This window comes from Streptomyces sp. NPDC007856, from assembly GCF_042868225.1.
GTDB lineage: Bacteria > Actinomycetota > Actinomycetes > Streptomycetales > Streptomycetaceae > Streptomyces.
This window is the reverse complement of the sequence record NZ_JBIAEC010000006.1, coordinates 69,588-89,628: the sequence shown is the minus strand read 5'-3', so window position 1 is coordinate 89,628 and position 20,041 is coordinate 69,588. Positions and strand designations below refer to the sequence as shown.

At 72.6% G+C, this 20,041-nt stretch carries 17 protein-coding genes, 1 pseudogene and 1 riboswitch; of the genes and pseudogenes, 12 read left to right on the top strand and 6 right to left on the bottom strand.

Translation table 11 applies throughout. The features are described from left to right. The first annotated feature begins 2 nt into the window (after window positions 1-2). The 6 genes and pseudogenes from ACFYOH_RS16215 (at window position 3) to ACFYOH_RS16190 (ending at window position 6,897) form a co-directional block, all read left to right on the top strand. Complete coding sequence (locus ACFYOH_RS16215) at window positions 3-2,645, top strand: nitrate- and nitrite sensing domain-containing protein (protein ID WP_388626103.1); 2,643 nt, start codon at window positions 3-5, stop codon at window positions 2,643-2,645. Then, window positions 2,635-3,063: a roadblock/LC7 domain-containing protein gene (locus ACFYOH_RS16210; RefSeq protein WP_388626101.1), complete on the top strand. Its 429-nt coding sequence runs from the start codon at window positions 2,635-2,637 to the stop codon at window positions 3,061-3,063. The genes ACFYOH_RS16215 and ACFYOH_RS16210 overlap by 11 nt, the downstream gene beginning before the upstream one ends. Before the next feature lie 7 nt (window positions 3,064-3,070). Further along, window positions 3,071-3,451, top strand: a complete 381-nt coding sequence (locus ACFYOH_RS16205) for a DUF742 domain-containing protein (RefSeq protein ID WP_388626099.1) — start codon at window positions 3,071-3,073, stop codon at window positions 3,449-3,451. 117 nt (window positions 3,452-3,568) lie between these two features. Next, window positions 3,569-4,184: pseudogene (locus ACFYOH_RS16200) on the top strand (DUF4232 domain-containing protein). Window positions 4,185-4,357: 173 nt separating this feature from the next. Further along, window positions 4,358-5,146 carry a carbon-nitrogen hydrolase family protein gene (locus tag ACFYOH_RS16195; protein ID WP_388626098.1) on the top strand — a complete coding sequence of 263 codons (789 nt, stop codon included), beginning with the start codon at window positions 4,358-4,360 and terminating at the stop codon, window positions 5,144-5,146. A gap of 53 nt (window positions 5,147-5,199) precedes the next feature. Then, the gene (locus tag ACFYOH_RS16190; protein ID WP_388626096.1) at window positions 5,200-6,897 is read left to right on the top strand and encodes a flavin monoamine oxidase family protein; all 1,698 of its coding nucleotides are present in this window, start codon (window positions 5,200-5,202) and stop codon (window positions 6,895-6,897) included. 39 nt (window positions 6,898-6,936) lie between these two features. On the opposite strand, the gene ACFYOH_RS16185 is transcribed toward ACFYOH_RS16190, so the two are convergent. The 3 genes from ACFYOH_RS16185 to ACFYOH_RS16175 form a co-directional block, all read right to left on the bottom strand. Further along, entirely contained in the window at window positions 6,937-7,866 is a 930-nt protein-coding gene (locus ACFYOH_RS16185) for an LLM class F420-dependent oxidoreductase (protein ID WP_388626095.1), read from the bottom strand. 102 nt (window positions 7,867-7,968) lie between these two features. Further along, window positions 7,969-8,655 carry a DUF5995 family protein gene (locus tag ACFYOH_RS16180; protein WP_388626093.1) on the bottom strand — a complete coding sequence of 229 codons (687 nt, stop codon included), beginning with the start codon at window positions 8,653-8,655 and terminating at the stop codon, window positions 7,969-7,971. 500 nt (window positions 8,656-9,155) lie between these two features. Next, window positions 9,156-10,562, bottom strand: coding sequence for a uracil-xanthine permease family protein (locus ACFYOH_RS16175; protein WP_388626091.1), 1,407 nt, complete (start codon window positions 10,560-10,562; stop codon window positions 9,156-9,158). 144 nt (window positions 10,563-10,706) lie between these two features. On the opposite strand from ACFYOH_RS16175, the gene ACFYOH_RS16170 reads away from it, so the two are divergent. Both ACFYOH_RS16170 and ACFYOH_RS16165 read left to right on the top strand, forming a co-directional pair. After that, window positions 10,707-11,987 (top strand): alginate lyase family protein, encoded by a 1,281-nt coding sequence (locus ACFYOH_RS16170; protein ID WP_388626089.1) that lies wholly within the window; start codon window positions 10,707-10,709, stop codon window positions 11,985-11,987. 76 nt (window positions 11,988-12,063) lie between these two features. Then, window positions 12,064-12,522, top strand: a complete 459-nt coding sequence (locus tag ACFYOH_RS16165; RefSeq protein ID WP_388626088.1) for an acyl-CoA thioesterase — start codon at window positions 12,064-12,066, stop codon at window positions 12,520-12,522. On the opposite strand, the gene ACFYOH_RS16160 is transcribed toward ACFYOH_RS16165, so the two are convergent. Beyond that, window positions 12,482-13,696, bottom strand: a complete 1,215-nt coding sequence (locus ACFYOH_RS16160) for an MFS transporter (RefSeq protein ID WP_388626086.1) — start codon at window positions 13,694-13,696, stop codon at window positions 12,482-12,484. The two genes, ACFYOH_RS16165 and ACFYOH_RS16160, sit on opposite strands and share 41 nt — an antisense overlap. Window positions 13,697-13,826: 130 nt before the next feature. On the opposite strand from ACFYOH_RS16160, the gene ACFYOH_RS16155 reads away from it, so the two are divergent. After that, window positions 13,827-15,113 carry an ROK family transcriptional regulator gene (locus ACFYOH_RS16155; RefSeq protein ID WP_388626084.1) on the top strand — a complete coding sequence of 429 codons (1,287 nt, stop codon included), beginning with the start codon at window positions 13,827-13,829 and terminating at the stop codon, window positions 15,111-15,113. 39 nt (window positions 15,114-15,152) lie between these two features. On the opposite strand, the gene ACFYOH_RS16150 is transcribed toward ACFYOH_RS16155, so the two are convergent. Continuing rightward, window positions 15,153-15,896 carry an SDR family oxidoreductase gene (locus tag ACFYOH_RS16150; RefSeq protein WP_388626082.1) on the bottom strand — a complete coding sequence of 248 codons (744 nt, stop codon included), beginning with the start codon at window positions 15,894-15,896 and terminating at the stop codon, window positions 15,153-15,155. Window positions 15,897-16,000: 104 nt separating this feature from the next. Then, window positions 16,001-16,891 carry an RNA polymerase sigma-70 factor gene (locus tag ACFYOH_RS16145; protein WP_388626081.1) on the bottom strand — a complete coding sequence of 297 codons (891 nt, stop codon included), beginning with the start codon at window positions 16,889-16,891 and terminating at the stop codon, window positions 16,001-16,003. Between the two features lie 292 nt (window positions 16,892-17,183). After that, window positions 17,184-17,314, top strand: a riboswitch (FMN riboswitch). A gap of 156 nt (window positions 17,315-17,470) precedes the next feature. Between ACFYOH_RS16145 and ACFYOH_RS16140 the strand changes: the two genes are divergently transcribed. Genes ACFYOH_RS16140 through ACFYOH_RS16130 form a run of 3 tightly spaced genes read left to right on the top strand, consistent with a single transcriptional unit; the run spans window position 17,471 to window position 20,027 of the window. Beyond that, window positions 17,471-18,079 (top strand): riboflavin synthase, encoded by a 609-nt coding sequence (locus ACFYOH_RS16140; protein ID WP_388626080.1) that lies wholly within the window; start codon window positions 17,471-17,473, stop codon window positions 18,077-18,079. Continuing rightward, window positions 18,076-18,717 carry a nicotinamide riboside transporter PnuC gene (locus tag ACFYOH_RS16135; RefSeq protein WP_388626078.1) on the top strand — a complete coding sequence of 214 codons (642 nt, stop codon included), beginning with the start codon at window positions 18,076-18,078 and terminating at the stop codon, window positions 18,715-18,717. The genes ACFYOH_RS16140 and ACFYOH_RS16135 overlap by 4 nt, the downstream gene beginning before the upstream one ends. Next, window positions 18,714-20,027: a bifunctional 3,4-dihydroxy-2-butanone-4-phosphate synthase/GTP cyclohydrolase II gene (locus ACFYOH_RS16130; RefSeq protein WP_388626076.1), complete on the top strand. Its 1,314-nt coding sequence runs from the start codon at window positions 18,714-18,716 to the stop codon at window positions 20,025-20,027. Before ACFYOH_RS16135 ends, ACFYOH_RS16130 begins: the two co-directional genes overlap by 4 nt. Window positions 20,028-20,041 lie beyond the last annotated feature (14 nt).

Below are 20,041 nucleotides of genomic sequence, written 5' to 3'. Positions count from 1 at the left end.
CCATGCGCTGGCCCCTCGGCCGTCCCACCACCGTCCGCACGCGGATCGTGGCGCTCGCGCTCGCCCCGGCCGTCGCGCTGATGGCGCTGTGGAGCTTCGCGATGGTGTCCGTCACCGCCGAACTGCGCGCGCTGATCCGGCTCCAGGGGGTGTACGAGGACTTCGGCACCCCCGTGGACACCGCCGTCGGGCAGATCCAGATCGAGCGCCGGATGTCCGCCGCCTACCTGGGCTCCCGCCTCGACACGGCGACGGCCGGTCAGCTGCTCGGACAGCAGCGCCGTACCGACCGGGCCGTGGACGCCATGCGGCAGGCGATCCGGGGCGGCGACCGCGGCCGGCTGACGGCCCGGCAGCGGCAGGCGCTGGACGCCATGGTCACGGCCACCGGCACACTGGACGGGCTGCGCTCGCAGGTGCTGTCCCGGCACATCACCTGGGACCGGGCCGTGGACCAGTACAGCGCGCTGGTCGAGCCCGGCTTCGACGTGCAGTCCACGCTCACCGCCCTCCAGGCCGGACAGCTCGCCCGAGAGGCGCAGGTCGTGAGCGAACTCGTGCGGGTGCGGGAGTTCGTCTCCCGGGAGGACGCGCTGGTCGCCGGGGCGCGGGCGGCCGGCACGCTGACCGACCGGCAGTACGACACGCTGACCGCGACCATCGAGGACCGGCGGGTGTTCCAGCGGACCTATGTCCCGGACCTGCCCGCCGACTCGCGTGCGCTGTTCGAGGACTTCCAGCGCGGGAACCTGTACGGCTCGCTGGTGCGCGGCGAGGACGCGCTGCTGCGGGCCGGGGCCGCGGGCGCCGGGCGGGCCGTCGCGGCGGACACCTGGCGGTCCACCACCGACCGAGCCGTGCGGCGGTACATGCAACTGTGCACGCGGTCCGCCGAGAACTCCGCGGCACGCGGCCGGGCCTTCGCCTACCGGGAGCTGACCAAGTCGGCCGTCGTCGGCGTGGTGGGCCTGGCGGCCGTGGGGCTGTCGCTGTGGTTCGCGGTGCGCGGTGCGCGGCGCATCTCGCGGCGCCTGGAGATCCTGCGGGACGCGGCCGATGTCCTGACTCAGCGTCAGCTGCCCGCTGTCATGCGGAGGTTGAGCGCCGGCGAGGAGGTCGATGCGGTGGCCGAGGCGCCGCCGCTGGCCGCCGACGAGGTGCGCGACGACGAGATCGGGCAGGTCGGCCGGTCCTTCAACACCGCGCGGCTCGCCGCCGTCGAAGCGGCCGTCAAGCAGGCGACCCTGCGCCGCGGCCTGTTCGCGGTGCTGCTCAACATCGCCCGCCGCAACCAGGCGCTGGTGCACCGCCAGCTGAAGCTCGTCGACACCCTGGAACGGCGCACCGACGACCCCGACGTCCTGCGCGAGCTGTTCCGCATCGACCATCTGACCACCCGCATGCGCCGGCACGCGGAGAGTTTGATCATCCTCTCCGGCGCCACGCCCGGCCGCCGCTGGCGCCGGCCCGTGCCGGTCGCGGACGTCGTCGCCTCGGCCGTCGGTGAGATCGAGGACTACGCGCGCGTGGTGGTCCCGCCGATGCCGGAGGTGGGCGTGGCGGCGGACGCGGTGGCCGACGTGGTCCATCTCGTCGCCGAACTCCTGGAGAACGCCACTGCCTTCTCACCCCCGCACACCCAGGTCACCCTGCGCACCGGGCGCGTCGGCAGCGGGTTCGTGCTGGAGATCGACGACCGCGGCCTCGGCCTCGACGCCGAGGCGCGCACCCACGCCCGCGCCACCCTCACCGACCCCGACAGCTTCGACCCCACCCGCCACGACCGCCTCGGCCTCTACGTCGTCGGACGCCTCGCCACCCGCCACGGCATCGAGGTGAGTCTCACGGACTCGCCGTACGGCGGTACGACGGCGGTGGTCCTGCTGCCACAGGGGGTGCTGGCGGAGCCGGAGCCACGCGAACAGGGGACGGCTGTACGTGAGCTGCCGTCCAGGAAGCGGCCGGCTGAGTCCGGGCCGGGTGAGCCGCGACGCGCGCCCGCCGGTGACCCGCCCGGACGGAACCGGCTCGCGTCCGTGCCTGCGCCGGGTACGGGGGCCGTGTCCGGGTCCGCGGCGGCGGAGGGGCCGTCGTCCCGGGCCGTCCCTGATCCGGGGCCGGTGCGCGAGCTGCCGTCGGACGCCGCGACACCTGTGGCTGCCGCCGGTTCCACGCCGTCGTCGGGGGAGCGGCCGACGGCCTCGGCCGGCACCGGCCCCGAGGCCGTGTCCGAGGCGCCGGTCACCCCGCCCGCCCTGCCCAGCCGGACCCGGCAGGCCTCCCTCGTCCGGGAGCTGCGGGACGAACCGCCGCCGCGCGACGCCGGACCCGGACGTGAGATCGACGCCGAGGAGATGCGCGCGATCTTCGGCGCCTTCCAGCGCGGCCTCGACCGCGGCCGCAAGGGCCTCCCGGCGACCGACGCGACTGCCCGAGGCTCCGCTACCACGAACCCGACGGAAGCGCGGTTCCCAAGGGGCGCGGGGAACGGCGCGACCAGCCCCCACGCACCCGCACCCGAACACACCGCCGCACCTGACCGGGCACCCGCAGCCGCCCACGCCCACAACGCCCCCATCGACGCCGACACCCACCCCCTGACCAGCCACGCCGACGAAGGGACCGACGCCGATCATGAACGGTGACGACCAGACCCCGGAGCCGCACGCCGGAGCGCCCGGCACGGACCTGGGCTGGCTGCTGGACGATCTCGTGGCGCGCACCGAGCACGTCCGCCAGGCCGTGCTGCTGACCGCCGACGGCCTCCCGCTCAGCAGCTCGGACGGGATGCGCCGGCGCGACATCGAGCACCTGGCCGCCGTCTGCTCCGGCTTCCACGGCCTGGCCCGCTCGGCGGGGGAGCGGTTCGCCGCGGGCGAGGTGCGGCAGACCATGGTGATGCTCGACGACGCCTACCTCTTCATCACCCCGGCCGGCCACGGCAGCCGGCTCGCCGTCCTCAGCGAGGCCGGCACCGACGTCGGTCAGCTCGCCCACGAGATGGCCCTGCTCGTCCGCCGCCTCGGCCGCCACCTGGACGCGGCCGCCCGCACCCCCAGATGATCCCGCGGTGAGCGACGAGCACTGGTACGAGGACGAGACCGGGTCGATGGTGCGCCCCTACACGGTGACGCGCGGCCGCACCCGGCCCGCGGGCGCGCAGGCCATCGACCTGATGTCCCGGGTCACCGCGCTGGACGCCGACGCGCCGGGACCGGCCGTCGACCACGCCCGTGCCGCCCTGCTCGACCTGATCCGGCGCGGCCCGCGACCCGTGGTGGAGCTGGCCGCGGACGCCGACCTGCCCCTGACCGTCCTCCGGGTGCTGCTCGGTGACCTGGCCGAGGCGGGCCTGATCCGCATCGACGAGCCCCGCCGCCACCCGGCCGGCGACCCGGCCACCGACCCGGGGCTGCTCCGGGACATCGTGCGACGGCTGCGGGAGATCTAGCCGTTTGTCACAGCCGCGTACGGGAGCGGTGTCGACCGGAACGCGTCAACCGCGGCAGGTGTCTCACGGGGCAGCACGTCATCCGCACCGCCGAACCCGTACCGCTGAAGGGGAACCATGCGCGTCCAGAAGCTCTCGCTGCTCGCCGTCGCCGCCGTGGCAGGCCTGTCGCTCACCGCCTGCCAGGGCGATGACAAGGGCTCGTCCGACGCGAGCGACTCCGCCTCGCCGAGCTCCGCCTCGCAGGGTTCCGGTTCCCAGGGCTCCGGCTCCCAGGCCTCCGACGGCACCGGCGCGTCCAGCGGCACGGGCACCCCCACCGCGTCCCGGACGGGCAGCGCCATGACGTCCGCCTGCACCACGTCCCAGCTCGCGTTCAGCACCTCCGGCGGCATGGCCGAGGGCACCCTCATCGTCAACCTGAAGAACACCGGTACCACCGCCTGCACCCTCAAGGGCTTCCCCGGCGCCGACCTCAAGAGCAAGGACGGCACGGTCAGCGCCCGGCGCGCTCGCCGCCCCGCTGGTCAGCGTCAAGCCGGGCGAGGAGACCCGCTTCACCCTGCACTACCCGCCGAACACCTCCGGCGGCAGCGGCGAGACCTTCACCAGCCTCGTCGTGACCCCGCCGAACGAGACGCACCCCCGCACGCTGCCCGTCGGCATCAACGTGCCGGTCTCGGACGGCAGCGGCTCCGCCATCACCGTCGACCCCGTCGGCACGGGCAAGTAGCCGCACCCAGGACGGGAACCGCACCCGGGGGCGCGCAACGAATCGCCGTCCGACCGGCTCTCCACGCAATGAACCGCGCACGGGCGCGCAACGGCTCCTTCTTGTCCGGCCGAGCACGCCGACCGTACCTTCTTCGTGGCCCCCCAAAAATCCCCGTCCGGTGAGGTTCACGCATGCGCACCGCCCTGCTCCAGAGCTCCGGCCGCCCCGGCTCGATCGCCGAGAACCTCAAGGTCCTCGACGAGGCCGCGGGCCGTGCCGCCGCCGCGGGCGCCGCGCTGCTCGCCGCACCGGAGATGTTCCTGACCGGGTACGCGATCGGTGACGACATCGCCCGCCTCGCCGAGCCCGCCGACGGCGACAGCGCGGACGCGATCGCCGAGCTGGCCCACCGGCACGGCCTGGCGATCGTCTACGGCTACCCGGAGCGCGACGGCGAGACCGTCCACAACTCCGCCCAGCTGATCTCGGCGGACGGTACCCGGCTCGCGAACTACCGCAAGACCCACCTCTTCGGCTGCTTCGAACGCGATCACTTCACGCCGGGCGAGCAGCCGGTCGTCCAGGCCGAGCTGAACGGCCTCACCGTCGGCCTGATGATCTGCTACGACGTCGAGTTCCCGGAGAACGTCCGCGCCCACGCCCTGGCCGGCACCGACCTTCTCGTCGTCCCGACCGCGCAGATGCACCCCTTCCAGTTCGTCGCCGAGTCCCTGGTGCCGGTGCGCGCCTGGGAGAGCCAGATGTACGTCGCGTACGTCAACCGGGTCGGGCAGGAAGGGGAGTTCGAGTTCGTCGGTCTCTCCGTCCTCGCCGGTCCCGACGGTGTCGCCCGCACCCGGGCCGGCCGCACCGAGCAGCTGGTGTTCGCCGACGCCGACCCCGCCTTCCTGGCCGCCTCCCGCGAGGCCAACCCGTACCTGAAGGACCGCCGCCCCGGTCTGTACGGGTCCCTCGGCTGAGCCGCCGCACAAGCCTCCCCCCTGTTTCACCTCGTGCAAGGAGTCCGTACCCCATGACGTCCACGGTGCCCAACGCCGTCGAGCACACCGACGAGCAGCAGCCGCCGATCACCATGTTCGGCCCGGACTTCCCCTACGCCTACGACGACTTCCTCGCCCACCCGGCGGGCCTCGGTCAGATACCCGCGACCGAGCACGGCACCGAGGTCGCGATCATCGGCGGCGGTCTGTCCGGCATCGTGGCGGCGTACGAGCTGATGAAGATGGGCCTCAAGCCCGTCGTCTACGAGGCCGACCAGATCGGCGGCCGGCTGCGCACGGTCGGCTTCGAGGGCTGCGACGAGTCGCTGACCGCCGAGATGGGCGCCATGCGCTTCCCGCCGTCCTCCACCGCCCTCCAGCACTACATCGACATGGTGGGCCTGGAGACCAAGCCCTTCCCGAACCCGCTGGCCGAGGCCACCCCCTCGACCGTCGTGGACCTCAAGGGCGAGTCGCACTACGCCGAGACCATCGACGACCTGCCCCAGGTCTACCGGGACGTCGCCGGCGCCTGGAACAAGTGCCTCGACGAGGGCGCCGACTTCTCCGACATGAACCGCGCCATGCGCGAGCGGGACGTCCCGCGCATCCGCGAGATCTGGGCGAAGCTCGTCGAGAAGCTCGACAACCAGACCTTCTACGGCTTCCTCTGCGAGTCCGAGGCCTTCAAGTCCTTCCGGCACCGCGAGATCTTCGGCCAGGTCGGCTTCGGCACCGGCGGCTGGGACACCGACTTCCCGAACTCCATCCTGGAGATCCTGCGCGTCGTCTACACCGAGGCCGACGACCACCACCGCGGCATCGTCGGCGGCTCCCAGCAGCTGCCGCTGCGCCTGTGGGAGCGCGAGCCGGAGAAGATCGTCCACTGGCCCTACGGCACCTCGCTGAAGTCCCTGCACGTGGACGGCGAGCCGCGCCCGGCCGTGACCCGGCTGCACCGCACCGCGGGCAGCCAGATCACCGTGACCGACGCGAACGGCGACATCCGCACCTACAAGGCGGCGATCTTCACCGCCCAGTCCTGGATGCTGCTGTCCAAGATCGCCTGCGACGACTCGCTGTTCCCGATCGACCACTGGACGGCGATCGAGCGCACCCACTACATGGAGAGCTCCAAGCTCTTCGTCCCCGTCGACCGGCCGTTCTGGCTGGACAAGGACGAGGAGACCGGCCGGGACGTCATGTCGATGACGCTCACCGACCGCATGACCCGCGGCACCTACCTCCTCGACAACGGCCCGGACCAGCCCGCCGTCATCTGCCTCTCCTACACCTGGTGCGACGACAGCCTGAAGTGGCTGCCGCTGTCCGCGAACGAGCGGATGGAGGTGATGCTGAAGTCGCTCGGCGAGATCTACCCGAAGGTCGACATCCGCAAGCACATCATCGGCAACCCGGTGACGGTCTCCTGGGAGAACGAGCCCTACTTCATGGGCGCGTTCAAGGCCAACCTGCCCGGCCACTACCGCTACCAGCGGCGCCTGTTCACCCACTTCATGCAGGACCGGCTGCCCGAGGACAAGCGGGGCATCTTCCTCGCCGGCGACGACATCTCCTGGACGGCCGGCTGGGCCGAGGGCGCGATCCAGACCGCGCTGAACGCGGTCTGGGGCGTCATGCACCACTTCGGCGGCGAGAGCGACCCGGCCAACCCCGGCCCGGGTGACGTGTACGACGAGATCGCCCCTGTGGAGCTGCCCGAGGACTGACCAGGAAACGAGCAAGGACCAAGGCGCGGGCGGCCGGCCTCAGACTCCGGCCGCCCGCGCCTTTTCAAACACCTCCGCGGCGACGTCCGCCAGCTCCCGCGCGTCCCGCGCGGTGCCCTGGAGGTCGATCAGGATCTCGTCCAGGCCGATGCCGGCGTACTCCACGAGGTCCGCCACGATCTGGTCGACATCGCCCTGGAAGGGCTGGCGGTCCGCCCCGTCGTACGGCTTCGCCTGGCGGCTGGTGTTCACCCGCAGCACGGTCCGGATGGGCTTCGTACGGCCGCGCTCCTCGGCCAGCTCCCGCAACCGCCGCCACTGTGCCCTGACTCCCTCCGCGCTGAACCCCGCGGGCAGCCAGCCGTCGGCATGGTCGACGAGCCTGCGGAAGGCCCGATCGTTGCTCGCCGCCAGCATCACCGGGATCGGCCGGGCGGGCTTGGGCCCGACCACGGCCGAGGCGATCCTGGTCAACCGGCCTTCGTACACGACCGGATCCGGACCCCACACCGCCCGGCACACCGCGATGATCTCGTCCAGGGCCGCGCCCCGCTCCGCGAACGGCCGGACGGCCGAGGCCGCGTACTCGTCCAGGGACCAGCCGGTGCCGAGACCCGCGATGACCCGGCCCCCGCTCGCCGCGTCCAGCGAGGCCAGGGCCTTGGCGAGCTGGAACGGCACGTGCAGCGGCGCCACCAGCACGCTGGAGCCCAGCTCCGCCCGCTCGGTGGCCGCCGCGGCCAGGGTCAGGGTGACCAGCGGGTCCGCCACGTTGCGGTACTGGTCGGGCCAGGGCATGCCCTCGACGCCGTACAGACCCTGGGTGGCGGGCTCGGGGAGCAGCGCCCGCTCGAAGACCCACAGGCTGTCGTAGCCGATCCGCTCGGCGGCGCGTGCCACCGCGGGCACGTCCGTGCCGATCGCGTACTGCCGCATCTGGGGAAGACTCAGGCCGAGGCGGGTCGCCATACCGCTGCTCCTCTGTGACCGGATCGGATACTCGTCGGCAACGTACGGCGATCACCAGCGTGTTCCGAGGGCCGCTCGCGCAGGGGCGGAATCCGGCCAGGTTCAGTCGGCGAGCGGCGTCAGCAGCATCCGCCCCGCGAACCCCACCGCCGCATCCAGCCGTTCGGCGAACTCCTCGGCCATGTCGGCGCAGTGGCGCAGCGTCCACAGGGTCCGTGCCGCCACCCAGGCCGCGTCCCGGGCCCGCTCCAGGCTCCAGGAGCCCAGCAGATGGGTGAGCGGGTCGGCGATCTGCAGCAGATCGGGGCCCGGCATCAGATCCTCGCGGATGCGCTCCTCCAGCGACACGAGGAGCTGGCCCACGCGGTCGAACTCGTCCTCCAGGTCCGGCGGTTCGCAGCCGAGGGTGCGACAGGCGTCCACCACGGCAAGCGCCAGGTCGTGCCCGATGTGCGCGTTGACGCCCGCCAGCGCGAACTGCAGTGGCCGTACTCCGGGATGGCGGCGGAGCTGGAACAACGGACGCCAGCAGGCGGGCGGTCGGCGGCCGGCGGCCGCCGCGTCGACCGCCGCCAGGTAGCGCTCGGCGAACCGCACGTCCAGCGCGATCGCCGCCCGTGGGTCCCGGAACTCCCCGGTGTCCAGGCGCCGGTCGATCTCCTCGGTGACGGTGAGGTAGACGCGGTTGAACACGGCGACACCGTCCCGTTCGGGCAGGATCGCGCCAAGAGCGCGCATCCGGGAGACGACCGCGTCGACGGGAGTGGTGAAGCGTTCCAGCTGCGCCATGGGGGAAGGGTCCCAGCCCTGGGCCGAGGGGCGGGCCGACCGGCCGGAGACATCGCCGGAACGGGGGAACGGACCGCCGCAGTGCGCGACGCGAGGGGGAGTGGCACCGGTGTCAGGCTCACGTGCCCGGCGCCCGGCCGAGCGCCGTGCCGCGCGCAGGCGTGCCGTACGGCACGGGGTGATGGTCGCGGTGGCCTCTGTGGTGACCCTGGCCGGCTCCCTCACCGGTGTGATCGAGGCGCGCGGCTCCGGCGTCCACGGCTCCGACCCGGCCCGACCGAGGCGACCCGGGCGCCGACCGCGGCTCCCGTGCCGCGGACACCTTCTCCTGTTCCGTCTCCCTCGCCTTCGTCGAGTACGACGGTCGACCGGGCGCCGTCGCCCGCCCCGGAGAGCACGACACCCACCCCGACCAGGAGAAAGCAGCCGGCCACAAAGATCGGCCGGGCGCCGACCCTGGACACCGGTAAGGCCCGGATCGACGCCTAGCTGTGGGTCACCTACGACTTGGCGCGCGGAGCCCCCTCCCCCTCGGCCTCCGTGTCGTAGGCGGAGGTGCCCTCGTCCAGCAGCGGCTCCTGCTGCTTCAGATGGGCCGGCGCGAGGGCGCGCAGCGCGTGGTAGCCGGTGATGACGACCAGAGTGCCGAGGGCGATGCCGCTGAGCGAGAAGTTGCTGGTGAACTTCAGGCTGACGTTGCCGACGCCGATGATGATGCCCGCGGCGGCCGGCACCAGGTTCAGCGGGTTGCGCAGATCGACCTTGGCGTGCAGCCAGATCTGGGCGCCGAGCAGGCCGATCATGCCGTAGAGGATCACGGTGATGCCACCGAGGACCCCGCCCGGAACCGCGGCCACCACGGCGCCGAACTTCGGGCAGATGCCGAAGAGCAGGGCGAAGCCGGCCGCGGCCCAGTAGGCGGCGGTGGAGTAGACACGGGTCGCCGCCATCACGCCGATGTTCTCCGAGTAGGTGGTGTTCGGCGGGCCGCCCACCGCGGTGGACAGCATGGACCCGACGCCGTCCGCGGAGATCGCCGTACCGAGCTTGTCGTCGAGCGGGTCGCCGGTCATCTCGCCGACCGCCTTGACGTGCCCCGCGTTCTCCGCGACGAGGGCGATGACGACCGGCAGCGCGACCAGGATCGCCGACCACTGGAAGGACGGTCCATGGAAGTGCGGCAGGCCGATCCAGTCGGCCTTGGAGACACCGGAGAGGTCGAGCCGCCAGTGGTCGGTGACCTTGCCTCCGGCGCTCATGGAGTGGATCTTGCCGAGGATCCGGTCGAAGGCCCAGGAGATGCCGTAGCCGAAGACGAGACCGAGGAAGATCGCGATACGGGACCAGAAGCCCCGCAGGCAGACCACGGCCAGCCCGGTGAACAGCATGACCAGCAGGGCCGTCCACTGGTCCTGCGGCCAGTAGGTGGAGGCGGTCACCGGGGCGAGGTTGAAGCCGATCAGCATGACGACCGCGCCGGTGACGATCGGGGGCATGGCCGCGTGGATGATCCGCGCCCCGAAGCGCTGCACCGCGAGTCCCACCAGGAACAGCGCCACACCGACGACGAACACCGCGCCGGTGACCGTGGCGCTCGTGCCGCCCTGGGCGCGGATGACGCCGGCCACGCCCACGAACGACAGGGAGCAGCCCAGATAGCTCGGCACCCGGCCGCGGGTGGCGAGCAGGAAGATCGTGGTCGCCACGCCCGACATCATGATGGCCAGGTTCGGGTCGAGGCCCATCAGAACGGGCGCCACGAAGGACGCGCCGAACATCGCGACCACGTGCTGGGCGCCCAGGCCCACCGTGCGCGGCCAGGAGAGCCGCTCGTCGGGGCGTACCACCGCTCCGGGCGCGGGGGTGCGCCCGTCACCGTGCAGCTTCCAGCGCACGCCGAGGTCCATGGTGCAGTTTCGCTTTCTTACGTACGTGAAGACGGTCCGCACCATTGTCACGGGTAACGAGCGGTTCTACGCTCGCACGGTCCTACTCATGAACTCAGTTCATATATCTGATCCACGCTGATCGCTGACAGATCGGAGTGCCCGATGAGTGGAAGATCCCGTGCGGCCGTGCTGCTGGCCGCGATGATGACGTTCGGGGCCGCGCTCGTCCCGTCCGCGCACGCCGCGTACGCCCCCTCCGCGCACGCCGCGCCGAAGGCCCCGAGGACCGCCGTCCTCGACGGCGGCCGGCTCCGGCAGACCCGCACCCGCCTCGGCCATGACCCCCGACTCCAGCGCGCGCTGCGGGACCTGACCACCCGTGCCGACACCTGGCTGGACCAGGGCCCCTGGACGGTCGTCGACAAGCCGAGGCCCGCACCCGGCGGTGACGTCCACGAGTACCTGAGCCAGGCCCCCTACTGGTGGCCCACGACCACCCCCACCGCCGACAACCCCTGGGGCTGCCCGTACGTCCAGCGCGACGGGCAGCGCAATCCGGAGGTCGACAGCGGAACGGACCGGCAGGACGCCGAGAAGGTCTTCGACTCGACGTACGACCTCGCGCTCGCCTGGTACTACACGGGCAAGCGGGCCTACGCCGAGAAGGCCGGGCAGATCCTGCGCACCTGGTTCCTGGACCCGGCCACCCGGATGAACCCCGACCTGGACCACGCCCAGTTCATCCCGTGCAAGTACGACGGCCGGGCCATCGGCGTCATCGACTTCTCCCAGTCGTACACCAGCGTCCTCGACGCCCAGGCCATCCTGGCCGCCGGCGCCCCCGGCTGGAGCGCCGAGGACCGCACCGCGATGGGCAAGTGGAACGCCGACTTCCTGAACTGGCTGAAGAACAGCGACTTCGGAAAGCAGGAGGGCGCGGCCGCCAACAACCACGGCACCTTCTACGACATGCAGCTCGCCGCCCTCGCCTACTCCACCGGCGACATCGCGCTGGCCCGGCGGACCGTCCTCGACGCGCGCGCCAAGCGGATCGACCCGCAGATCGCGGCCGACGGCAGCCAGCCCCAGGAACTCGCCCGCACCCGCAGCTGGCACTACTCCGCCTTCGACCTCGTCGCCTACGCCCGGCTCGCGGCCATCGGCCGGCACGTGGGCGTGAACCTGTGGGCGTACCAGGGCCCGGACGGGCAGAGCCTGTTCAAGGCGGTCGGCTGTCTGCTGCCGGCCGCGACCGGCGCCGCCGCGTGGCCGCACCCGGAGCTGGAGTTCCACCGGTACGCGGCCACGGATGTCGTGCACGCGGCGGCCGACGCGGGCGATCCGGCGGCCGAGGCGGCCGTGGCCCGGCTGGAGGCGCCGCCCGGCGGGGACCTGTGGGCGCTGCGGCCCGCCGCCGAGCAGCTGGACTCCATCGCGGGCTGACGGGCACTCGGTCAGGGCTCCTGAGCGGTCGCTTAGTATGTAACCGTCTCGCCAGCTATGTTCAGGAGCCCCTCCCGTGACCGCCGAAGCCTCGATCGCGCCCCTCGTCTCCTACGGCCGGCTGATCCCCGTCACCGTGCACTTCGACGACCTCGACGCGCTCGGCCTCCTGCACAACGCCCGCTACCCGCTGCTGGTCGAGCGCGCCTGGACCGAGCTGTGGAACGCGCACGGCGTGCGCTTCGACGGCGACTGGCACGCGGCCGGCGACGCCTGCAACGCGGTCCGCGAACTGCGCATCAGCTACGAGGCACCCGTGACCAGCCCCGGCGCCTACGCCGTCCACCTCTGGCTGGACCGGCTCGGCACCACCGGTCTGACCTACGGCTTCCGCTTCTGCTCGGCCGACGGGATGCGGACCTACGCCCAGGGCACCCGGGTGCTGGTCCGGCTCGACGCCACGACCCTGCGCCCGGCGCCCTGGACCGACGCCTTCAGGGCCGTGGGTCGGGAACTGCTGCGGCCGGCCGGCTGACCTCGGTCCGGCCGCCGCGCTCGGCGCTGCGCAGGACGCCCGCGAACGCCGCGAGCCCGCACGCCAGCGCCGTCACCACGCAGAACGACACCACCAGGCTGGTCGCCTGGGCCACCCCGCCGATCAGGCTCGGCGCGATCAGCCCCGAGGTGTAGGTGATCGTCGCCACGCCCGCGATGGCCTGGCTGGGATGGGGCCCGGCGTGCCCGGCCGCCGCGAAGCACAGCGGCACGACCACCGCGATACCCAGTCCCATCAGCGCGAACCCGCCCATCGCCACCGCCGGACACCCGGCGAACACGATCAGCAGACCGCCCAGCACGGCCAGGACGCCGCCGGCCCGGACGGTGCGGACCGCGCCGAACCGGTTCACCACCGCGTCCCCGGCGATCCGGGCCACCGCCATCGTCAGCATGAAGCCGGTCGTACAGGCCGCCGCGACACCGGCCGAGCTGGCCAGCCGGTCCCGCAGGAACACCGCCGACCAGTCAAGGCTCGCGCCCTCCGCGAACACCGCGCAGAAGCCGACCGTGCCGATCAGCAGCGCCGAGCGCGGCGGCAGCGCGAACCGCGGCGGCGGCTCCTCGTCCTCGGCGGGCTGCAGATCCAGCGCCCAGGTGCAGGCCACCAGGCCGAGCACGGTCAGCACGGCCGCGGCGAGGGAGAAGTGCAGCCGGGCGTCCGAGCCGAGGTGCGCCGCGAGCGTGCCGGCCGCCGATCCGATCAGGGCGCCCGCACTCCACATGCCGTGCAGCCCCGACATGATCGACTTGCCCAGCAGCCGCTCGATCTCGACGCCGAGGGCGTTCATCGCCACGTCGGCCATGCCCGCGCTCGCGCCGTAGGCGAACATCGCCAGGAACAGGGTGTACAGGTTCGGCGCGAGGGACGGCAGGACCAGGGAGAGCGTCCAGAGCGCCAGCAGTCCGCGCAGGGCCGTACGGCTGCCGAACCGGTGGCTGATCCGGCCCGCCAGCGGCATCGCACAGGATGCGCCGAACGCCGTGAAGGCCAGCGCGAACCCCAACTGGCCCGCACCGAGCGAGGCATGGTCCTGGATCCACGGCACCCGGGTGGCGAACGTCCCGGTCACGGCGCCGTGCACGGCGAACACGGCCGCCACGGCGTACCGGGCGCGCCGCACTTCGTCGCGCGCGAAGCTCACGTCACTCATGTTCCGGTCCCTCCCCGCAGCTCGCCCTCACGGCACGCGCCGTAAACTATCAGGGACCCTGCCTGATAGATAGTCGGTCCTACGGCCGCTGTCGGCGCCCCTGCTGCGTCGATCTGGAAGGATTCCCGTCATGCCCGCATCACCCAGCACCGCCCGGGCCATCAACGACCGCCTGGCCCTGCGCCTGCTGCAGCAGGAAGGCCCGCTCACGGCCGGGCAGTTGAAGCAGCTGACGGGTCTGTCCCGGCCGACGGTCGCCGACCTCGTGGAACGGCTCAGCGACGCCGGGCTGATCACGGTCGTCGGCGAGTCCGGCGAGCAGCGCCGGGGCCCCAACGCCCGGCTGTACGGCATCGTCGCCGACCGGGCCCATCTGGCCGCGCTCGACGTCCGCACCGGAGGGGTCTTCGTCCTCGTCTCCGACCTGGTCGGCCGGGTCCTGGCCGAGGCGTCCGTGCCGATCGGCGGCGACACCGGGACCGGTCCCGCCGTGGAGCAGGCGGTGGCCGCGGTGGAGCGGACCGCCAAGGAGGCCGAGGCGATGGGGGCGCCCCCGCGCGAGGGCGTACGAGCGTGGGGGAGGCTGCACACCGTCGGCATCGGCGCGCCGGGCCTCGTCGACCCGGCCACCGGCGACCTGCGCGACTCGGGCGGGCTGCCCGCCTGGCACCGCAGCCTGGCCGCCGCCCTGCAGGAACGGCTGCCCGGGGCCCGCGTCACCGTGGAGAACGAGACCAACCTCGCCGCCCTGGCCGAGCAGCGCGAGGGCGCCGCCCGGGACCGGGACACCTTCGTCCTGCTCTGGCTGGGGCATGGCGTCGGCGCGGCGGTCGTCCTCGACGGCACGCTGCGCCGCGGTGCCTCGGGCGGCACGGGCGAGATCGGCTTCCTGCCGGTGCCGGGCACCGACTCGCTGCCCTCGGCGCGGGACTGCGACGGAGGCTTCCACTCGCTGGCGGGCGCGGCGGCGATCGGCGCCCTGGCGGCGGGGCACGGCCTGCCGGTACCGGCCACGATGGACGGACCCGGCGCGGCGGTGGTGATCCGGGAGGCGGTGGCGCAGGTGGCGGGGCAGGCGTCTCGCGCGGACGCCGAACGCCCCGCCGGTTCGGACGGTTCGGGTTCTGAACGCCCCGCCGGCCGGTTTCTGCACGCTCTCGCCGACCGGATCGCCATCGGCGCCGCGTCCGTGGTGGCCGTGCTCGACCCCGGCTGTGTGGTGCTCGGCGGAGAGGCCGGGCAGGCCGGCGGCACGGTGCTCGCGGGGCTGGTGGAGGAGCGGCTCCGCCGTATGTCACCCCTGCTCACAGAGGTACGGCCGAGCACCCTCGGCGGCACGGCGGTCCTGCGCGGCGCCCTGCTCACCGCCCGGGACCGCGCCCAGGACGAGCTGTTCGCACCGCAGGACCGGAACTGACGGCACGCCCGTCTCCCCCTCTCCCGCCCGGCCGCCGGGTCAGCCGCCGAAGCGGCGCCCCAGATACTCCTCGAACGTCGTCTTCCCCACCGCCCGCTCCGGCGCCACCAGTCCGCCCTCGCGGCAGGCGCGATACGTCCGGCCGAACAGCGGCACCTGTGCCACCGCCCGGCGCCGCCCGGTCGCGCGGAGGTAGGCGCGGGCCAGCGAGTCCAGGGACCGCACTTCGGGGCCACCCATGTCCGCCACCCGCCCGGCCGGCGCGCCGAGCGCCAACTCCACCAGGCGGTCCGCGACTTCGCCCACCTCCACCGGCTGGTCCGGTACCCCGGCCGGGACCAGCATGACGGGCAGCCTGGCCAGTCCGCCCAGGGCGGTGACGAGCAGGTCGTGGAACTGGGTCGTGCGCAGGACGGTCCAGCCGAGGCCCGACGCCTCGACCTTGCGTTCCACGGCCAGCTTGGTCTTGTAGTAGCCGAGCGGCACCTGGTCGATGCCGACGATCGAGATGTAGACCAGATGGCCCACCCCGGCCCGCCGGGCCGCCTCGATCAGATGATCGGCGGCGGTCTCGTCCCCGCCCCGCTGAGTGGTCGCGCAGTGCACCACGGTCTCCACGCCGGCGAGCGCCGCGTCCAGCCCGCTCCCCCCGACCCGCAGATCGACGGCGTACGGCGGCGTGTGCCGGCTGAGCACCCGCACCTCGTGCCCGTCCGCCCGCAGTCGCTCCGTCACGCGCGTGCCGAGCGTGCCCGTCCCGCCTGTCACCAGGATGCTGGTCATGCTGTTCCCGTCCCTCCGGACTCGGGGTGCCCCTCGGTCGGAGCACCCTCCTCCGCTGAGACCACGCAGCCTCCGCAAAAGTGACAGGCCCCGGGACGGCTCCGCTACGACCGCGTCAGCTGCCGTTGCATGTAGGCCAGCTTGTCGGGGTTCATCACGGTCCGCACATGGGTGATCAGCCCGTCACGCAGTTCGAAGGCCGCCACCCCGGCGAGCACGTCGCCCGCCCACGCGACCAGCGCGTACGCGCCGTTGACCTCCGCCACCACGATGTCCAGGCCGCCCGTGAACCGCTCGGCCCCGCCCACCAGGAAGCGCACGACCTTCTCGCGTCCCTCGACCGGCCGCCGGACCGCGGACACCTTGCCGCCGCCGTCGCCCCAGTAGGTGACGTCCGCCGCGAGCATCTTCTCCAGACCGGCCAGGTCGCCCCCGCGGGCCGCCGCCAGGAAGGACAGGAGCAGCCCCTCCCGCCGCTCCGGCGCCGGTTCGAAGCGGCCCTCCGGCACGGCGATCCGGGCCACCGCCCGCCGATACAGTTGACGTGAGTTGGACTCGCTCAGGTCCAGGACCTCCGCGATCTCCCGGTGGGAGTAACCGAACGCCTCGCGCAGCACGTACACGGCCCGCTCGGTCGGCGTCAGCCGCTCCAGCAGGACCAGCAGGGCCAAGGAGACCTGCTCGCGCCGCTCCGCCGACTCCAGCGGCCCGAGGGTGCCGTCGGAGGTGACCACCGGCTCGGGCAGCCAGGTCCCGGGGTACTCCTCGCGCCGCGCCCGGGCCGAGGTCAGCCGGGTCAGACAGAGATTGGTGACGGCCTTGGCGAGCCATGCCCCAGGGTGCTCGATCGCCGCCCGGTCGGCGCCGCTGAACCGCAGATAGGCGTCCTGCACCGCGTCCTCCGCCTCATGGGCGGAGCCGAGCAGGCGGTAGGCCAGGCCGAACAGCCGGGGCCGGTGGGACTCGAACTCTTCGGAGGGCGGCGAAGGCGTCATGGGCCTCAGCGTGCCAGACGCCCGCCGGCGCCCCGGTCGTGGCGTCCGGCGCCTTGGCGGCCCGGCGGCGGGCAAGGGCCGTCGTCACCGCCACCGGACCCGCCCGCACGATAAGAGGACTAGACCAGTACGGTCAATAGGTCCGGACCAGAGGTCAAAGCGCCCTGGAGGTACTGCAGTTGCCCGGCCCGGCCCGGCCGCGCAAGCCCGGCGACACATGCTGTGAGGGAGCCCACACCCTCCGTCTGTCTTGAGCACCGCTAGGCGTGGCACACTGGCCCTGTACCAGAAGCAGCGCACTCCGGGGTCGGTGAAAGTCCGAACCGGCGGTTACAGTCCGCGACCCGGTCGCTTCCAGCGGCCGGTTGACCAGGTGAAATTCCTGGACCGACGGTTAAAGTCCGGATGGGAGGCAGTGCGCGGCGGGCGGGCACCTACGTGTGCGCGTCGCCGTATCTGGGGCTTGTCCGCATGCGGACGGGCCTCTTTCGGCGTCGCCGCAGGTGTGTTCACCCGTACATTCTGTCGTCATCGACAGGCCCCGGAGTCCGTGCCCCAAGAGGCAGGAGGACCCGGGAAGTGTTCACCGGAATCGTCGAAGAGCTGGGTGAGGTCACCGCCGTCGAGAACCTCGGCGACGCCTCCCGCTTCCGGCTCCGCGGCCCCGTCGTGACCGAGGGCGCGCAGCACGGCGACTCCATCGCCGTGAACGGGGTCTGTCTCACCGTCGTGGAGCACGAGGGCGACGAGTTCACCGCCGATGTGATGGCGGAGACCCTGAACCGTTCCAGCCTCGGCGCGCTCGGCGTCGGCTCCCGCGTCAACCTGGAACGCCCCATGGCCGTGGGCGCGCGTCTCGGCGGGCACATCGTGCAGGGCCACGTCGACGGCACCGGCGAGGTGCTGGAGCGCAAGCCCTCCGAGAACTGGGAGATCGTGAAGATCTCCCTCCCGGCGGACCTCTCCCGCTACGTCGTGGAGAAGGGCTCCATCACCGTCGACGGCATCAGCCTCACGGTCGTGGACGCCGGACCGGACCACTTCACCGTCAGCCTCATCCCGACCACCCTCGCCCTGACCACGCTGGGCCTGAAGCAGCCCGGCGACCCGGTCAACCTCGAGGTCGACGTCGTCGCCAAGTACGTCGAGCGGCTCCTCGGCGACCGTGCCCAGGGAGCCACCAAGTGAACTGGCTGAACTCCGAGGCCTTCACCCTCTTCGGGCAGCGCATCATCTGGTCGGACATGACCGGCAACATCCTCGGCCTGATCACCCTCGCGCTCGGCTGGCGCCGCTCCCTGTGGACCTGGCCCGTGCAGTTCCTCTCCGGTCTCGTCCTCTTCGCCGCCTTCTACGGCCATCTGACCGGCAGCGCCGGCAAGCAGGCCGTCGTCATGGCCGTCGCGCTGTACGGCTGGTGGCAGTGGCGGCGCAACCAGGGCCGGGCCGAGGACGGCCACATCGCCCCCCGGTTCGCCAGTTGGCGCGAGCGCGCGGCGATGCTCGGCGCGGCCGCCGCCGGCACGGTCGCGGTGGCCCTGATCTTCACGGCGTACCCGTCGCTGTCCTGGGACCCCTGGCCCGACGCCTACATCTTCGTCGGCACCGTCGTCGCCATGTACGCCCAGGCCAAGGGCATGGTCGAGTTCTGGATCGCCTGGCTGCTGGTCGACCTCGTCGGCGTCCCCCTCAACTTCGCCAACGGCTACGCCTTCTCCGGTTTCGTCTACGTCATCTACGGCGCACTCGTCCTGTGGGGCATGCGCGACTGGTGGCTGCGCTCCCGCAGGAATCCGCAGCCCGTCCTGGAAGGAGCCCCGGCATGACCTCGGCACCGCCCCTGTACGACCTGGACACCATCGAGAACTTCGGGCTCGACCCCGTCGAGCAGGCCATCGCCGACATAGCGGCCGGCCGCCCGGTCGTGGTCGTCGACGACGAGGACCGGGAGAACGAGGGCGACCTCGTCATCGCCGCCGAGAAGGCCACCCCCGAGATCGTCGCCTTCATGATGAGCGAGTGCCGGGGACTCATCTGCGCCCCCATGGAGGGCGAGGAACTGGACCGGCTGCGGCTGCCGCAGATGGTCCAGGACAACACCGAGTCCATGAAGACCGCGTTCACCATCTCCGTTGACGCCTCCGCCGCGCACGGTGTGAGCACCGGCATCTCGGCCTCCGACCGCGCGACGACGCTTCAGCTCCTCGCGAGCGGCACGGCGGAGCCGACGGACTTCGTCCGCCCCGGCCATGTCTTCCCGCTGCGCGCCAAGCCCGGCGGCGTCCTCGTCCGCAACGGCCACACCGAGGCCGCCGTGGACCTCGCCCGGCTCGCGGGCCTGCGCCCGGCCGGCGCCATCGTGGAGATCGCCGGCGAGGACGGCCGGATGCTCCGTCTGCCCGAGCTGATCCCGTTCGCCCGCAAGCACGGCCTGACGATCATCTCCATCGAGGACCTGATCGCCTACCGCCGCGGCAGCGAGCCCACCGTCCGCCGCGAGGCCGAGACCCGCCTGCCCACCCAGCACGGCACCTTCACCGCCTACGGCTACCGCTCCACCGTCGACGGCGTCGAACACGTCGCCCTCGTCCACGGCGACCTCGGCGCCGGCGAGGACGTCCTGGTCCGCGTCCACTCCGAATGCCTCACCGGTGACGTCTTCGGCTCCCTGCGCTGCGACTGCGGCCCCCAGTTGGACACCGCCCTGCGGCGCATCCAGGAGGAGGGCCGGGGCGTGGTCGTCTACCTGCGCGGCCACGAGGGGCGCGGCATCGGCCTGCTGTCCAAGCTCCGGGCGTACGAGCTGCAGGAGCGCGGCCGCGACACCCTGGACGCCAACCTCGAACTCGGCCTGCCCGCCGACGCCCGCGACTACGGCGCCGGCGCCCAGATCCTCGCGGACCTCGGCGTGCACAGCGTCCGGCTGATGACCAACAACCCCGACAAGACCGACGCGCTGCTGCGCCACGGCCTGAAGGTCACCGGCCGCGAGCCCATGCCCGTTCAGGCGGGCGAGCACAACCTCCACTACCTGCGCACCAAGCGCGACCGTATGGGACACGACCTGCCCTGGCTGGAGACGCCCGCCGTGACCGCTTCCGCGGCCGCGGTCGCGTCCGGCTGCGGCAACCAGTAAGCAAGAAGCACTGA

Coding starts and splice junctions, on each gene's coding strand:
- ACFYOH_RS16185 (WP_388626095.1), bottom strand. CDS start 7,866: ATGGCGACCCGCCTCGGCCTGAGTCTTCCCCAGATGCGGCAGTACGCG.
- ACFYOH_RS16195 (WP_388626098.1), top strand. CDS start 4,358: ATGCGCACCGCCCTGCTCCAGAGCTCCGGCCGCCCCGGCTCGATCGCC.
- ACFYOH_RS16155 (WP_388626084.1), top strand. CDS start 13,827: ATGCCCGCATCACCCAGCACCGCCCGGGCCATCAACGACCGCCTGGCC.
- ACFYOH_RS16160 (WP_388626086.1), bottom strand. CDS start 13,696: ATGAGTGACGTGAGCTTCGCGCGCGACGAAGTGCGGCGCGCCCGGTAC.
- ACFYOH_RS16130 (WP_388626076.1), top strand. CDS start 18,714: ATGACCTCGGCACCGCCCCTGTACGACCTGGACACCATCGAGAACTTC.
- ACFYOH_RS16215 (WP_388626103.1), top strand. CDS start 3: ATGCGCTGGCCCCTCGGCCGTCCCACCACCGTCCGCACGCGGATCGTG.
- ACFYOH_RS16145 (WP_388626081.1), bottom strand. CDS start 16,891: ATGACGCCTTCGCCGCCCTCCGAAGAGTTCGAGTCCCACCGGCCCCGG.
- ACFYOH_RS16170 (WP_388626089.1), top strand. CDS start 10,707: ATGAGTGGAAGATCCCGTGCGGCCGTGCTGCTGGCCGCGATGATGACG.
- ACFYOH_RS16180 (WP_388626093.1), bottom strand. CDS start 8,655: ATGGCGCAGCTGGAACGCTTCACCACTCCCGTCGACGCGGTCGTCTCC.
- ACFYOH_RS16210 (WP_388626101.1), top strand. CDS start 2,635: ATGAACGGTGACGACCAGACCCCGGAGCCGCACGCCGGAGCGCCCGGC.
- ACFYOH_RS16190 (WP_388626096.1), top strand. CDS start 5,200: ATGACGTCCACGGTGCCCAACGCCGTCGAGCACACCGACGAGCAGCAG.
- ACFYOH_RS16150 (WP_388626082.1), bottom strand. CDS start 15,896: ATGACCAGCATCCTGGTGACAGGCGGGACGGGCACGCTCGGCACGCGC.
- ACFYOH_RS16175 (WP_388626091.1), bottom strand. CDS start 10,562: ATGGACCTCGGCGTGCGCTGGAAGCTGCACGGTGACGGGCGCACCCCC.